The sequence below is a fragment of the Kitasatospora atroaurantiaca genome (genome assembly GCF_007828955.1).
Classification (GTDB): Bacteria; Actinomycetota; Actinomycetes; order Streptomycetales; family Streptomycetaceae; genus Kitasatospora; species Kitasatospora atroaurantiaca.
In genome coordinates this window covers 2931863-2946403 of the sequence record NZ_VIVR01000001.1, presented here as the reverse complement: position 1 = coordinate 2946403, position 14541 = coordinate 2931863, and the positions used below count along the sequence as shown (strand labels likewise).

Sequence of the window (14541 nt, the reverse complement as noted above, 5' to 3'; positions counted from 1 at the left end):
CCGCAGGTGCTCTAGAAGCGGCGGGTGACCAGCGCCCGCTTCACTTCCTGGATCGCCTTGGTGACCTCGATGCCACGCGGGCAGGCCTCCGAGCAGTTGAAGGTGGTGCGGCAGCGCCACACACCCTCACGGTCGTTCAGGATCTCCAGGCGCTGCTCGCCGCCCTCGTCACGCGAGTCGAAGATGAAGCGGTGCGCGTTGACGATCGCGGCCGGGCCGAAGTACTGGCCGTCGTTCCAGAAGACCGGGCAGGACGACGTGCACGCGGCGCACAGGATGCACTTGGTGGTGTCGTCGAAGCGCTCGCGGTCCTCGGCGGACTGCAGGCGCTCGCGGGTCGGCTCGTTCCCGTTGGTGATCAGGAACGGCATGACGTCCTTGTACGCCTGGAAGAACGGGTCCATGTCCACGATGAGGTCCTTGAGGACCGCGAGGCCCTTGATGGCCTCGATCGTGATGGGCTTCTCCGGGTTGACGTCCTTGATCAGGGTCTTGCAGGCCAGACGGTTGCGGCCGTTGATCCGCATCGCGTCCGAGCCGCAGATCCCGTGCGCGCAGGAACGGCGGTAGGTGAGGGTGCCGTCCTGCTCCCACTTGACCTTGTTGAGCGCGTCCAGGACGCGCTCCTTCGGGTCCATCTCGAGCTGGTAGTCGACCCACACCGGGTCCGGGTGCTCCTCCGGGTTGAACCGGCGGATCCGGAGGGTGACGGTGATCAGCTGGACGCCGCCGGCCTCAGCCGCGTCCAGAGCGGCTGAGTTGTTCTCCATCGTCGGAGTGCTCATCAGTACTTACGCTCCATCGGCTGGTAGCGGGTCGTGACGACCGGCTTGTAGTCGAGGCGGATGGAGGTGGTGCCGTCCTCGGCAACCTCCTGGTACGCCATGGTGTGTCGCATGAACTTCACGTCGTCACGGGTCGGGAAGTCCTCGCGGTAGTGACCGCCGCGCGACTCCTCACGGGCCAGCGCGGAGACGGCCAGCACCTCGGCCAGGTCGAGCAGGTTGCCCAGCTCCACGGCCTCCAGGAGGTCCGTGTTGTAGCGCATGCCCTTGTCCTGGATCGCGACGTTCTTGTACCGCTCGCGCAGCGCCGCGATGTCCGAGACCGCCTGCTTCAGCGTCTCGCCGGTGCGGTAGACCATGGCGTTGGTGTCCATGGTCTCCTGCAGCTCCTTGCGGATCTGCGAGACCGACTCGGTGCCGGTGGACTCGCGCAGGCCCTCGACCAGCGCCTGCACCTTCTCGGCCGGGTTCTCGGGCAGCTCGGTGAAGTCCACCGTCTGCGCGTAGTCGGCGGCGGCGATACCGGCCCGCTTGCCGAAGACGTTGATGTCCAGCAGCGAGTTGGTGCCCAGACGGTTGGCGCCGTGCACGGAGACACAGGCGACCTCGCCGGCCGCGTACAGACCCGGAACGACGTCCGTGTTGTTGCGCAGGACCTCACCCTCGACGTTGGTCGGGATGCCGCCCATGGCGTAGTGCGCGGTGGGCTGGATCGGAATCGGGTCCGTGTAGGGCTCGATGCCGAGGTAGGTGCGCGCGAACTCGGTGATGTCCGGGAGCTTGGCGTCCAGCTGCTCCGGCGGAAGGTGCGTCAGGTCCAGGTAGACGTGGTCGCCGTCCGGGCCGCAGCCGCGACCCTCGCGGATCTCGGTGTAGATCGCGCGCGAACACACGTCACGGGACGCGAGGTCCTTCATGACGGGGGCGTAGCGCTCCATGAAGCGCTCGCCGTCCTTGTTGCGCAGGATGCCACCCTCGCCACGCGCACCCTCGGTGAGGAGGATGCCCATGCGCCAGATGCCCGTCGGGTGGAACTGGAAGAACTCCATGTCCTCCAGCGGCAGGCCGCGGCGGTAGACCAGGGCCTGGCCGTCACCGGTGAGGGTGTGGGCGTTGGAGGTCACCTTGAAGAACTTGCCGGTGCCGCCGGAGGCGAAGACCACGGACTTCGCCTGGAAGACGTGGATCTCACCGGTCGCCAGCTCGTACGCGACCACGCCGGCGGTCTTGCCGTCGTTGATCAGCAGGTCGAGCACGTAGAACTCGTTGAAGAACTCGACGCCGTGCTTGACGCAGTTCTGGAACAGCGTCTGGAGGATCATGTGACCGGTGCGGTCCGCGGCGTAGCAGGACCGGCGGACCGGGGCCTCGCCGTGGTTGCGCGAGTGGCCGCCGAAGCGGCGCTGGTCGATCCGGCCCTGCTCGGTACGGGAGAAGGGCAGGCCCATCTTCTCGAGGTCGAGGACCGCGTCGATGGCCTCCTTGCACATGATCTCGGCGGCGTCCTGGTCGACCAGGTAGTCACCACCCTTGACCGTGTCGAAGGTGTGCCACTCCCAGTTGTCCTCCTCGACGTTGGCGAGGGCGGCGCACATGCCGCCCTGGGCCGCGCCGGTGTGGGACCGGGTGGGGTAGAGCTTGGTCAGTACCGCGGTGCGGCTGCGCTGGGTCGACTCGATGGCCGCGCGCATGCCGGCGCCGCCGGCGCCGACGATGACGGTGTCGTACTGGTGAATCTGCATGGGTCTCTGCTCGCCTCTGGGTTCGCCGATTAGATGTTCGGGTCGAAGGTGAAGATCACCAGGGTGCCGAGCAGGACCGTGAAGACGGTCGCGACACCCATCAGGGTCTTCAGCCAGAGACGGGTCGAGTCCTTCTCGGCGTAGTCGTTGATGACCGTACGCATGCCGTTGGAGCCGTGGAGCATGGCGAGCCAGAGCATGAGCAGGTCCCAGGTCTGCCAGAACGGCGAGGCCCAGCGGCCGGCCACGAAGGCGAAGCCGACCTTGGAGACGCCGCCGTCGAGCACCAGCATGATCAGCAGGTGACCGAGGATCAGGAAGACCAGCACGACACCCGAGAGGCGCATGAAGAGCCACGCGAGCATCTCGAAGTTGGTACGCGTACGGCGCGGGGTCTTCTTGGTGCGAGTCCGGGGAGGCTCGACCACGAAGGCGTCGGCCGGGTTACCGGTGCCGAGGCCCTGGCCCGTGTGGGCCTGGACGGCCGAGACGACAACAGCGTCAGAGTATTCCGTCGTCATCGCGGATCAGCCCCCGAACCAGGTACGAAGGGTGTGCTGGAGGATGTGGTAGAAGGACGCCGCCAGCAGGACGACCCAGACGCCGACCACGGACCAGAGCATCTGCTTCTGGTACTTGGCACCCTTGGACCAGAAGTCCACCGCGACGACCCGCAGGCCGTTCAGGGCGTGGAACAGGATGGCGGCGGTGAGGCCGTACTCCATCACGTTCACGAGGGGCGTCTTGTACGTCTGAATGACGGAGTCGTACGCCTCGGGCGACACGCGCACCAGTGCGGTGTCGAGGACATGGGCGAACAGGAAGAAAAAGATGAGGACGCCGGTGACTCGATGAGCCACCCAGCTCCACATGCCTTCCCGGCCGCGGTACAGCGTTCCAGCCGGCACGGAAAACCCTCCGGAAGCGGATTGGGGGCTCGGCCGGCTTCGGTGTCGGTCAGCCCGGCCGGGTACGGTCCTCCGGCCGCCAGCATCCTATCGACGCCGTGTCGTGAACCGCCTCCGGGGGCCCCGGGTGTGATCAATCAGGCACTCTCGGCCTAATGGGCGGGCCTCTGGTGACCCTGTGTACATGTCCGGCTGCGTTACGGTAGCGCATCCGCTGATGCCCACTCACCCGCCGAGGACCGCCGTGCCCACTCGCTCCGTCCGTGTCCTCTGCTGCGTACTGCTGGCCGCGGGCTGCACCACCGTCACCCCCTCCGACGACCGGGCCGCCGCGCCGCGGGAGCTGACCGCCGAGCAGCTGCGGGCCGCCGTGCTCTCGGACGGAGACCTCGGCCAGGGGTACGTGGTCACCGTGATGACCCCGGGTCACGGCGAGACCGGGCCCGGGAACGACCGCGAGACGGCCGACGTACCGGCCTGCCAGCCGGTTCTGGACGCGGTGGCCCCGGCCAACCCGGCCGCGGGCCCGCTGGCCGAGACCGACCTGAGCGTCGCCCGGTCCGCCGACCCCGGGGCTGCCGTCTACGCGGGCCTGCTCGCCTTCCGCCCCGGCCGGGCCGCCCAACTCCAGGACCAGCTCGACAAGCTGCTGACGCAGTGCACCGCGTTCACCTCCAGCACGGGTGGAGTGCAGAAGGGCGTCCGTACCAAGCACCGGCTGACCCGGCTCGACACGCCCACCCCCGAGGGAGCCGACGGTGCCACGGCCTTCACTCTCACGAATGAATCGGGAGCGGTGGTGCTCTCCCAGCGCGCCCTGCTGGCCAGGACCGGCACGGCTCTCGCGGTCTTCAGCACCGTCGGGGTGGGGAAGGAGCCGGCCCCCGCGCCGGACGACCGGGTCGTCCGGACGCAGGTGGCCAAGCTCCGGAAGGCGCAGCAGGGCTAGCTCCTGTCTAGCGCGCGCCGGCCTCGGAGTGGGTGGCGACCAGGTGCTCCAGTCTGGTCAGGGCGATCCGGCGGAGTTCGTCCGCCGCGACCAGCCGCTCCTCGTCCGGCTCGTTGGCCAGCCGGGTGCGGATCGAGGTGAGCACGGTGTCGAGCATCTCCTCGGGGGCGATGCCCTCCAGGCAGACCACGAAGACATGTCCGAACCGTGCCTCGTACGCGGCGTGCGCGGCCCGCAGAGCGGTGTGTGCCGCCTGGCTGCCCGGTGCGCGCATGCCGAGCAGTGGCTGGGGCATCCAGCTCTCGTCCGCCAGCGCCTCGGCGAGGTCCGCCGGACGCAGATCGTACGAAGCCTCACTGGCGGCGGCGAGCAGGGACTCTATGTCGGGGTAAGGGCGGTGGGCGGTGAGCCGAAGGGCCCACCGGTGGCTGCCGCAGCAGGCCAGCAGGGCTTCCTCGGCTGCGCCGGGGTCGGCCTCGTTGAAACGGTGAAGCCCGAGCAGGGACGGCACCGACAGCGGGTCGAGTCGCTGCGGCGGGATGTCGCTGGCCAGCGGGTCCTCCTCGTGAGGGCGGGAAGGGCGTCAGAGGTCTCCACCAAGGATGGAGCACCGGTTGACCGTGTCGGCAGTGACGAAAGTAGGTGTTGTGCGGTTGCGCGACGTGCCGGTGGAGGAGGGACGGGGCCGGGTACTGTGCGGTCCGGCCGTGCCGCGGAACCACGGTAGTTGAGGGCTCATCAGTTGGGGAGGGAGCGCGCAGAATTCACTCGATCGAGCTATCAAGTTGTGACGTTGACACTCCCGCGACACAACCCTCCCCTCTGCGTGACGGTCAGCCCCGGTGGACCTTGTGGTTGGCCGCCTGGGCGCGGGGGCGGACCACCAGGAGGTCGATGTTCACGTGGGAGGGCCTGGTCACCGCCCAGGAGACGGTGTCCGCGACGTCCTCGGAGGTGAGCGGCTCCGCCACGCCCGCGTACACCGAGGCCGCCTTCTCCTCGTCGCCCCGGAAGCGGGTGACCGCGAAGCCCTCGGACTTCACCATGCCCGGGGCGATCTCGATCACCCGGATCGGCTCGCCGCACAGCTCCAGCCGGAGCGTCGCCGCGATGGTGTGCGCGGCGTGCTTGGCCGCGACGTACCCGCCGCCGCCCTCGTACGCGGCCAGCGCCGCCGTCGAGCTGAGGATCAGCACGGTGCCGTCCCCGGTGGCCCGCAGGGCGGGCAGCAGTGCCTGGGTGACGTTCAGGACGCCCAGGACGTTCACCTCGTACATGGCCCGCCAGTCGGCCGGGTCGCCGGCCTCGACGGACTCGGCGCCTATCGCCCCGCCGGCGTTGTTGACCAGGACGTCCACCCGGCCGACCTCGGCCGCGAAGGCGTCCACGGCGGCGCGGTCCGTCACATCGAGGGTGTACGCGCGCCCGCCGATCTCCTTGGCCAGTGCCTCGATCCGGTCGGTGCGGCGGGCGGTCAGCACCACGTCGAACCCGTCCGCCGCGAGCCGCCGCGCCGTCGCCGCACCGATGCCGCTGCTCGCACCGGTGACCACGGCCACCTTCTGTTCGGTCATTGCCACTCCCTGAAAATCCGGTCGGTACAACCGATCATCTCAATGAGGGATCGTCCGCCCTCGCCCAGGCGCAACCCCAGCACGGAGGACCTCATGGCAGCCGAGCCCCGCCGTACCGAGTCGGGCCTCCCGATCGAGCCCCTGTACGGCCCCGAGACCCTCGCCGACTGGGATCCGGCCACCAGGCTCGGCAGGCCCGGCGGGTACCCGTACACCCGCGGCGTCTACCCGACCATGTACACCGGCAAGCCGTGGACCATGCGCCAGTACGCGGGCTTCGGCACCGCCGCCGAGTCCAACGCGCGCTACAAGCAGCTGATCGCCCACGGCACCACGGGTCTCTCCGTCGCCTTCGACCTGCCCACCCAGATGGGCTACGACTCGGACGCCCAGATCGCCGCCGGCGAGGTCGGCAAGGTCGGTGTGGCGATCGACAGCGTCGAGGACATGGGCGTGCTCTTCGGCGGCATCCCGCTCGGCGAGGTATCCACCTCGATGACCATCAACGCGCCCGCCTCGCTGCTCCTGCTCCTCTACCAGCTGGTCGGCGAGGCCCAGGGGGTACCGTCCGGCAGGCTCACCGGCACCATCCAGAACGACGTGCTGAAGGAGTACATCGCGCGCGGGACGTACATCTTCCCGCCCAAGCCCTCGCTGCGGCTGGTCGCCGACGTCTTCCGGTACTGCCGGGCCGAGATCCCGAGGTGGAACACCATCTCGATCTCCGGCTACCACATGGCCGAGGCCGGGGCGAACCCCGCGCAGGAGATCGCCTTCACCCTCGCCGACGGTATCGAGTACGTGCGCACCGCCGTCGCGGCCGGGATGGACGTGGACGACTTCGCGCCGCGGCTCTCCTTCTTCTTCGTCTCCCGCACGACACTGCTCGAGGAGGTCGCCAAGTTCCGCGCCGCGCGCCGGATCTGGGCCCGGGTGATGCGGGACGAGTTCGGCGCGAAGGACCCGAAGTCGCAGATGCTGCGCTTCCACACCCAGACCGCCGGCGTCCAGCTCACCGCCCAGCAGCCGGAGGTGAACCTGGTCCGGGTCTCCGTCCAGGCGCTAGCGGCGGTGCTCGGCGGCACCCAGTCGCTGCACACCAACAGCTTCGACGAGGCCATCGCGCTGCCCACCGAGAAGGCCGCCAGGCTCGCGCTGCGCACCCAGCAGGTCCTCGCGTACGAGACCGACGTCACCGCGACCGTCGACCCCTTCGCCGGCTCGTACGTGGTGGAGCACCTCACCGACGAGGTCGAGGCCGCGGCGCTGGAACTCATGGCCAAGGTCGAGGAGATGGGCGGCTCGGTGGCCGCGATCGAGCGGGGCTACCAGAAGTCCGAGATCGAGCGCACCGCCTACCGCATCCAGCAGGAGCAGGACTCCGGCGAGCGCACGGTGGTCGGCGTCAACCGCTTCCAGCTGGACGTCGAGGAGCCGTACGAACCGCTGCGGGTCGACCCGGCGATCGAGGCCCAGCAGGCCGCCCGGCTCGCCGAACTCCGTTCGGAGCGCGACGGTTCCGCCGTCGACCGCGCCCTCACCGCGCTGCGCAGGGCGGCCGAGGGGCGGGACAACGTGCTGTACCCGATGAAGGAGGCACTGGCCGCTCGCGCCACCGTCGGCGAGGTCTGCGACGCGCTGCGCGAGGTCTGGGGCACCTACCGGCCGGTGGACCGGTTCTGACCGTCGGCAGGGAAACGCCGAGTGGCCCGGAGTCGGGTGCGACTCCGGGCCACTCAGCCGTTCTCAGTGCTGGTGCAGCCGGAAGGACCTGAAGAAGTCCCGGCCGGCGGGGGTACCCACACCGGTTGCGGTGTCGTAGCCGCGGGTCGCGGTCAGGCCGTAGTCGGCCGCGACCTTGTACAGGCGGACGCGGAGCGTGCCGCTGACCACGCCGAGGTCGACCACGTTGCCGAACTTGTTGTGCACGGCGGAGTCGTTCACGTCGCGGAAGGCCTTGCCGCCGGCCCGGTCGTAGATGGCCGGGTTGGCGAAGCCGATGGCCCGGCCGCCGCGCACCTCGATGGCGTCGGCCAGCATCGCCGCGTACTCGGGAGCGGAGACCGAGGTGCCGCCGTAGCCGCCCTCGCTGTAGGTGCCGCCGGCGGTGTAGCCGACCAGCGTGGAGGCGACCAGGTCACCGCTCATCGCCACGTCGGGGGTGGCCCGCAGCGGGGTCGCGGACTTGGTGCCGTCGGCCGCCACGGTCGCGATCGCGTCGGGCACCACGCCCTTCTGGTACCAGGGCTGCTGGAAGTCCTTGGAGACGCCGCCGCCACCGCCGAAGTAGAAGAAGCCGGGGAAGGGGCTCCAGGACTTCTGGTCGGCCGAGAGCACCGAGCGCTGGTCGCCCATCGACACCTCGTGGCCGTAGTGGCCCGCCTTGTCGGCGAGTTCGAGGGTCGAGCCGCCGACCGAGGTGACCCACGGAGAGGCGGACGGCCAGTCGGCCTGGGCCTGGTTGGTGTCGGCCTGGCAGTTCACACCGGTCGCGGCCGCGCCCGGGGAGCTGTCGCCGCAGTCACCGCTGGAGAAGGTGAAGCCGATGCCCTGGACGGCGCCGAGCTGGAAGATCTGGTTGTCGGCGGCCACCACGGCGGGGTCGATGTCCCCGCTCTTGCCGTGCATGATCTCGCCCCAGGAGTTGGAGACCACGTCGGCCAGGTGCTCGTCGACGACCTTCGCCATCGCGGCGTTGAGGTCGTCGTCGTAGCAGGAGTTGGCGCCGACGTAGGTCACCTGGGCGTCCGGCGCGAGGCCGTGCGCCATCTCGACGTCGAGCGCCTCCTCGCCGGCCCAGCCGTCGGCGCCGCCGCACTCGTCCTGGTGCACCCACTTGTCCGGGGTGACGAACTCCCGGTACTGCCCCGCCGTGAACGGCTTGTCGCCGTGCAGGGTGGAGAAGTGGTTGGCGTCGGCCTCCATGGTGGACAGACCGTAGGCGTCGATGATGGCGATCCGGGCCCCCTTGCCGGTCACCTTCGCATCCGTCACGCCGTAGGCCTTGCGCAGCTGGGTCGGGGTGTACGAGCAGGGCGAGAAGGGCTCGTTCTTCTCGTAGCCGGCCGGTGCGCCCTTGGCGGTCTTGGAGCCGTAGCCGTCCTCGGAACAGGTCGGCACGGTCGGCAGCGCCGGGTCGGCCTTCTTGCCGTCGGGTGCCACCAGGCTGTTGGACCGGGCGGCGGCGGCCTTCTCGGCGTCCTTGACCGAGACGGCGTGCGAGACGTCCTTGTGCGCGACGTCGCTGAGCCCGCCGACCGCGAGCACCGAGCCCGCGATGGCGGCCGGGACCACGGCGTCCTTCGTCGGGGCGCGGTGAGTGCCGTCCGCCGTACGGTAGTTGTGGAACTGGGTGCCGAAGGCCTTGGCCAGCGCGGCGGTGGAGCCGGAGACCTGCAGGTAGTGCGCGGTGGTCTCGGTGACGGTGAGGCCGGCCCCGGTGGCCCAGGCGGTGACCGCCTTGACCTGCGCCGGGGTGGCGCCGAACCGGGCCTTGGCCTCGGCGGCGGAGAGGAACTGCCCGTAGGCGGGCGAGCCGGTGTCCGAGACCGCCCTGGCCAGGGCGGTCAGGCCCGCCTGGTCCTGGCCGGCCAGGTAGATCCGGGCGGTGCCCGGGGCGGAGTCGGACACGGCTCCCGCATCGGCCTGCGCGGTGGCCCAGGCCGGGTGGGTCCCGGAGAGCTCCTTGGCGGTGTTCGGCTCGCCGGCCGGGGTGACGGCGTTGGCGGGACTCGCGACCGCGAGCGTTCCCAGGATCAGCGCGGCGGCAGGTGCCGCTGCGGCTATCCGGGAGAGCCTGCTGCGTGCTGCTGGCACGTAGGTTCCCCACTTTTCTCGGAAAGGATGGACCGTCAGGCACCTTCGTGAGGGCATGACGGAGCGAGCCGCGACCGGTGAAGCCCGAACGCGGCAGGGAAGTTGACTGTGCGGTAGTTGTCTATTCGCACACGCGTCCGTGGCTCAAGAGCGCATGCCAAAGCTTTGCCAGTACATGACCGGACCGGTGGGGAATGCCGGGGAAGGGCCGCCGTGTCCGTCCGGGCGGGCATTCGTTGCACAGGGCAGCGATCACCGGGAAGGCGGCTGAAACGGTATGTCATACCCACCTGTGCGGCCGGTATGCACCCATCCGGGGACCACTTCGACAGAAGTCAGGCCAAATCCCCTCCACCGGCCTACTCTTGTTGAGGTGAACGATCCTCAGCCCGCCGAGAAGGCGCCCCGGCCCCCCGTCCGCCCCGGTTCGGACCTGCGCGCACGGGTACGGGCGTACGAGGCCGAGCTGATCGCGTTCCGCCGTGATCTGCACCGGCACCCCGAGCTGGGCCGGCAGGAGTTCCGCACCACCCGGCTGCTGCGCGAGCGGCTGCTGGCGGCGGGCCTCACCCCCCGGGTGCTGCCCGGCGGGACGGGGATGATCGTGGACATCGTGCCGGCCGGGACGAAGCCCGGGACTCCGCTCCTGGCCTTCCGGGCGGACATCGACGCGCTGCCGATCGACGACGCCAAGTCCGAGGTCCCGTACCGCTCGACCATGCCGGGGCGGGCGCACGCCTGCGGGCACGACGTGCACACCTCGATCGCGCTCGGCACCGCTCTGGTGCTGTCCCAGGCGGCGAGGGCCGGGGAGCTGAAGCAGCCGGTCCGGCTGATCTTCCAGCCGGCCGAGGAGGTGATGCCGGGCGGTGCGCTCGACGTCATCGCCGCGGACGGGATGGCCGGGGTCGGCCGGATCTTCGCCGTGCACTGCGACCCGAAGGTCCCGGTCGGCCGGATCGGGCTGAAGATCGGCGCGATCACCTCGGCGTGCGACCGGCTGGTGCTGCACCTTGACGGCCCCGGCGGCCACACCGCCCGGCCGCACCTGACCACCGACCTGGTCACCGCCATCGCCCGGCTGGCCGCCGACCTGCCCCCCGCGCTGGCCCGCCGGATGGACCCGCGCTGGGGCGTCAGCCTGGTCTGGGGCCGGATCGCCTCGGGGTCGGCGTCCAACGTGATCCCGCAGCACGCCGAGCTGGAGGGCACCGTCCGGTGCCTGGAGCTGGCCGGCTGGCGTGAGGCGCCCGAGCTGCTGCACGAGCTGATCGCCAAGATCGCCGAGACCCACCGGGCCAAGTGGACCCTCGACTACCACCGCGGCGTGCCGCCGGTGGTGAACGAGCACACCTCGATCCTGCAGCTGGAGGCCGCCATGACGGCCCGCTTCGCGGCCGGCGACGGACCGGTGGTGGAGGACACCGAGCAGAGCCTGGGCGGCGAGGACTTCTCCTGGTACCTGGAGCACGCCCCCGGCGCGCTGGCCCGCCTCGGCGTACGGGCTCCGCACGAGACGGCCGTCCGCGATCTGCACCAGGGCCGCTTCGACGTCGACGAGCGGTCGATCGGCATCGGGGTCGAGCTCTTCGCGGCGCTCGCGCTGGAGCACGGGCGAGTCTGAGGCTGCTGGGGCCGGATCGGCGTAGGGTGGTCACTCGCTACCATTCAGTAGTGACATTTGGGTCGAGTACTGTGGGGATTTGTCCGATTTGTGCGGACGTAGGACCACATTTTGATAACAACCCGAATGGCCTCGCAGGCCGTAACACAACCGTGTTCTACGCGCGTTACGGTGGCGCTCGACCACGCCAAACGGGTGTGTGAGAAGGAGATACTCCCTTGCGCCGTTCACTGAAGCTCGCCGCGGTTGTGCTCTCGGGTTCCCTGGGCATCGCCTCGCTCGCCGCTTGCGGCGCAAAGAGCACCGACAACACGTCCTCCTCCACCGGCGCCGCTGCCGGCGCCTCCGGCCTCAAGGTCGGCATGGCGTACGACATCGGTGGCCGTGGCGACCAGTCGTTCAACGACTCCGCCGCCCGTGGCCTCGACAAGGCCAAGTCCGAGCTCGGCGTCACCGTCAACGAGGCCGAGGCCAAGACCGGTGAGGCCGAGGCCGACAAGGAGACCCGCCTCAAGAGCCTGGTCACCGCCGGCTACAACCCGGTCATCGCGGTCGGCTTCGTCTACCAGAGCGCCGTCGAGAAGGTCGCCAAGGACAACCCGAACGTCAAGTTCGCGATCATCGACTCGGCCTCCGCGACCCAGCCGAGCAACGTCACCTCCCTGACCTTCTCGGAGCAGGAGGGCTCGTACCTCGCCGGTGTCGCCGCCGCCAGCAAGACCAAGACCAAGAAGGTCGGCTTCATCGGTGGCGTGCAGTCCGAGCTGATCAAGAAGTTCGAGGCCGGTTACAAGGCCGGTGTCGCCTCGGTCGACCCGTCGATCCCGGTCTTCACCACCTACCTCACCACCCCGCCGGACTTCAGCGGCTTCAACGACCCGGGCAAGGGCAAGGAGGCCGCGCAGGGCCAGCTCGACAAGGGCGCGGACGTCATCTACTCGGCGGCCGGCTCCTCCGGCAACGGCGCGATCGAGGCCGTCTCCAACAAGCAGGGTGCCTGGGCCATCGGTGTCGACTCCGACCAGGCCGCCCAGCCGGCCCTGGTGAAGTACAAGGACCACATCCTCACCTCGATGGTGAAGAACGTCGACACCGCCGTGTACAGCTACATCAAGGCGGCCAAGGACGGCAACCCGCTCACCGGGGTCAAGAACTTCGACCTCAAGGCGAACGGTGTCTCGCTGTCCACCACCGGCGGCTTCATCGACGAGTACAAGGCGAAGCTGGACGCGGCCACCCAGGCGATCACCTCGGGTGCCACCAAGGTCCCGACCGTTCCGCAGGGCTGATCCCAGCCAGCCTGACGCTGCCTTCCGCAGGCAGCGGGCATGATTGACGCAACATCAGGGAGGGGCCCGGCAGGGTGCGCTCAACGCACACCCACCGGGCTCCGTCCTTTCCCCCCACTGATCTTGGCCCTCCAGCGCAACGACGCGCCTCCCGACCACCAGGAGATCGCCATCACCGCTTCCGACCCCGCCCTCAGCAAGGGCGGCACCCCCAGCGTGGGGACGGCGACACCGGCCGTCGAACTGCGCGGCATCACCAAGCGCTTCCCCGGCGTCGTGGCCAACCACGACATCGACATCACCGTCGCCCGTGGCACCGTGCACGCCCTCATGGGTGAGAACGGCGCCGGCAAGTCGACCCTGATGAAGATCCTGTACGGGATGCAGCGCCCGGACGAGGGCACCATCGCCGTCAACGGCGAGCAGGTCGAGTTCCACACTCCCGCCGACGCCATCGCGCGCGGCATCGGCATGGTGCACCAGCACTTCATGCTGGCCGACAACCTGACGGTCTGGGAGAACGTCGTCCTGGGCGGCGAGAAGCTGCACGGGATAGGAGCCAAGGCCAAGGCCAAGATCAAGGAGATCTCCGACCAGTACGGCCTGAACGTGCGCCCCGACGCCCTGGTCGAGGACCTCGGAGTGGCCGACCGCCAGCGCGTCGAGATCCTCAAGGTGCTCTACCGCGGCGCCCGCATCCTGATCCTGGACGAGCCCACCGCCGTCCTCGTCCCGCACGAGGTCGAGGAGCTCTTCGCCAACCTCAGCGAGCTCAAGGCCGAGGGCGTCACCGTCATCTTCATCTCGCACAAGCTGCACGAGGTGCTCGCCGTCGCGGACGCGATCAGCGTCATCCGGCGCGGCACCACGGTCGGCGACGCCGACCCGAAGACCGTGACGGCCCGCCAGCTCGCCGAGATGATGGTCGGCGCCGAGCTGCCGACCCCGGAGAGCCGTGAGTCGACCGTCACCGACGTCGAGATGCTCAAGGTCGAAGGCCTGCGGATCGCCAAGGCCGACCTCGAGGGCATCGAGCGCGTCGTCCTGGACGACATCTCGCTGACCATCCACAAGGGCGAGATCCTCGGCATCGCCGGTGTCGAGGGCAACGGCCAGCCCGAGCTGGTCGAGGCCATCATGGGCATGCTGCCGCTGGACGCCGGCACCGTCACGCTCGACGGCGTCGACCTGTCCGACGAGCTGACCCGGACCCGCCGCGAGGCCGGCATCGGCTACATCCCCGAGGACCGGCACCGCCACGGGCTGCTGCTCGAGGCGCCGCTCTGGGAGAACCGCATCCTCGGTCACGTCTCCGAGGAGCCCAACTCCAAGGGCTTCCTGCTCGACCCGGCCGGTGCGCGCAAGGACACCCAGCGGATCGTCGAGGAGTACGACGTCCGCACCCCCGGCATCGAGGTCACCGCGGCCTCCCTCTCCGGCGGCAACCAGCAGAAGCTGATCATCGGCCGCGAGATGAGCCACAACCCCAAGCTGCTGATCGCGGCCCACCCGACCCGTGGTGTGGACGTCGGCGCGCAGGCGCAGATCTGGGAGCAGATCCGCGCCGCCCAGCGCGAGGGCCTCGCGGTGCTGCTGATCTCCGCCGACCTGGACGAGCTGATCGGCCTCTCCGACACCATCCGGGTGATCTACCGCGGCCGCCTGGTCGCGGACGCCGACCCGGCCACCGTCACCGCCGAGGACCTGGGCACCGCGATGACCGGTGCGGCCGCGGGCCACATCGAGTCCGCGCCGGAGGCCGTCGAGGAGTTCCACGAGATCCTCCACGAGGGCACCGAGGCCGCGGGCGATCAGCCCACCGACACCGCCGACGACCCGCAGGCGGGGGAGTAA

The 14541-nt window shown here is 69.7% G+C and carries 12 protein-coding genes; 5 read left to right on the top strand and 7 right to left on the bottom strand.

Annotation, left to right across the window (positions count from 1 at the left end):
- Positions 1-11: 11 nt before the first annotated feature.
- From FB465_RS13500 to sdhC, 4 genes are read right to left on the bottom strand one after another with little or no spacing between them, the layout of a single operon-like run.
- Positions 12-785: a succinate dehydrogenase iron-sulfur subunit gene (locus FB465_RS13500; RefSeq protein ID WP_145790617.1), complete on the bottom strand. Its 774-nt coding sequence runs from the start codon at positions 783-785 to the stop codon at positions 12-14.
- On the bottom strand, positions 785-2527 hold the full coding sequence (sdhA, locus tag FB465_RS13495; protein ID WP_145790615.1) for a succinate dehydrogenase flavoprotein subunit: 1743 nt from the start codon (positions 2525-2527) through the stop codon (positions 785-787). The genes FB465_RS13500 and sdhA overlap by 1 nt, the downstream gene beginning before the upstream one ends.
- A 29-nt stretch (positions 2528-2556) precedes the next feature.
- On the bottom strand, positions 2557-3048 hold the full coding sequence (gene sdhD / locus FB465_RS13490) for a succinate dehydrogenase, hydrophobic membrane anchor protein (RefSeq protein ID WP_145790613.1): 492 nt from the start codon (positions 3046-3048) through the stop codon (positions 2557-2559).
- A gap of 6 nt (positions 3049-3054) precedes the next feature.
- Positions 3055-3435, bottom strand: a complete 381-nt coding sequence (sdhC, locus tag FB465_RS13485) for a succinate dehydrogenase, cytochrome b556 subunit (RefSeq protein WP_145790611.1) — start codon at positions 3433-3435, stop codon at positions 3055-3057.
- A gap of 244 nt (positions 3436-3679) precedes the next feature.
- On the opposite strand from sdhC, the gene FB465_RS13480 reads away from it, so the two are divergent.
- A complete protein-coding gene (locus FB465_RS13480) occupies positions 3680-4384 on the top strand; it encodes a hypothetical protein (RefSeq protein WP_145790610.1) in 705 nt (234 codons plus the stop codon).
- A gap of 7 nt (positions 4385-4391) precedes the next feature.
- Here the strand turns inward: FB465_RS13480 and FB465_RS13475 are convergent, their stop codons facing one another.
- Together FB465_RS13475 and FB465_RS13470 are read right to left on the bottom strand one after the other, a co-directional pair.
- Entirely contained in the window at positions 4392-4895 is a 504-nt protein-coding gene (locus FB465_RS13475; protein WP_246192650.1) for a 2-oxo-4-hydroxy-4-carboxy-5-ureidoimidazoline decarboxylase, read from the bottom strand.
- A 322-nt stretch (positions 4896-5217) separates the two neighbouring features.
- Entirely contained in the window at positions 5218-5958 is a 741-nt protein-coding gene (locus tag FB465_RS13470) for an SDR family oxidoreductase (protein WP_145790608.1), read from the bottom strand.
- A 93-nt stretch (positions 5959-6051) separates the two neighbouring features.
- On the opposite strand from FB465_RS13470, the gene FB465_RS13465 reads away from it, so the two are divergent.
- Entirely contained in the window at positions 6052-7641 is a 1590-nt protein-coding gene (locus FB465_RS13465; protein WP_145790607.1) for an acyl-CoA mutase large subunit family protein, read from the top strand.
- Between the two features lie 63 nt (positions 7642-7704).
- On the opposite strand, the gene FB465_RS13460 is transcribed toward FB465_RS13465, so the two are convergent.
- Complete coding sequence (locus FB465_RS13460) at positions 7705-9774, bottom strand: S53 family peptidase (protein WP_246192649.1); 2070 nt, start codon at positions 9772-9774, stop codon at positions 7705-7707.
- Between the two features lie 373 nt (positions 9775-10147).
- Between FB465_RS13460 and FB465_RS13455 the strand changes: the two genes are divergently transcribed.
- The 3 genes from FB465_RS13455 (at position 10148) to FB465_RS13445 (ending at position 14541) form a co-directional block, all read left to right on the top strand.
- Positions 10148-11398: an amidohydrolase gene (locus tag FB465_RS13455; protein ID WP_425461172.1), complete on the top strand. Its 1251-nt coding sequence runs from the start codon at positions 10148-10150 to the stop codon at positions 11396-11398.
- Positions 11399-11616: 218 nt separating this feature from the next.
- Positions 11617-12687, top strand: coding sequence for a BMP family lipoprotein (locus FB465_RS13450; protein ID WP_145790602.1), 1071 nt, complete (start codon positions 11617-11619; stop codon positions 12685-12687).
- A gap of 330 nt (positions 12688-13017) precedes the next feature.
- Positions 13018-14541, top strand: coding sequence for an ABC transporter ATP-binding protein (locus tag FB465_RS13445; RefSeq protein WP_246193208.1), 1524 nt, complete (start codon positions 13018-13020; stop codon positions 14539-14541).

What these genes read in the sequence shown, in the direction of transcription:
- FB465_RS13500 (WP_145790617.1), bottom strand. Translation starts at nt 785, where the DNA reads ATGAGCACTCCGACGATGGAGAACAACTCAGCCGCTCTGGACGCGGCT.
- sdhA (WP_145790615.1), bottom strand. Translation starts at nt 2,527, where the DNA reads ATGCAGATTCACCAGTACGACACCGTCATCGTCGGCGCCGGCGGCGCC.
- sdhD (WP_145790613.1), bottom strand. Translation starts at nt 3,048, where the DNA reads ATGACGACGGAATACTCTGACGCTGTTGTCGTCTCGGCCGTCCAGGCC.
- FB465_RS13470 (WP_145790608.1), bottom strand. Translation starts at nt 5,958, where the DNA reads ATGACCGAACAGAAGGTGGCCGTGGTCACCGGTGCGAGCAGCGGCATC.
- FB465_RS13465 (WP_145790607.1), top strand. Translation starts at nt 6,052, where the DNA reads ATGGCAGCCGAGCCCCGCCGTACCGAGTCGGGCCTCCCGATCGAGCCC.
- FB465_RS13445 (WP_246193208.1), top strand. Translation starts at nt 13,018, where the DNA reads ATGGGTGAGAACGGCGCCGGCAAGTCGACCCTGATGAAGATCCTGTAC.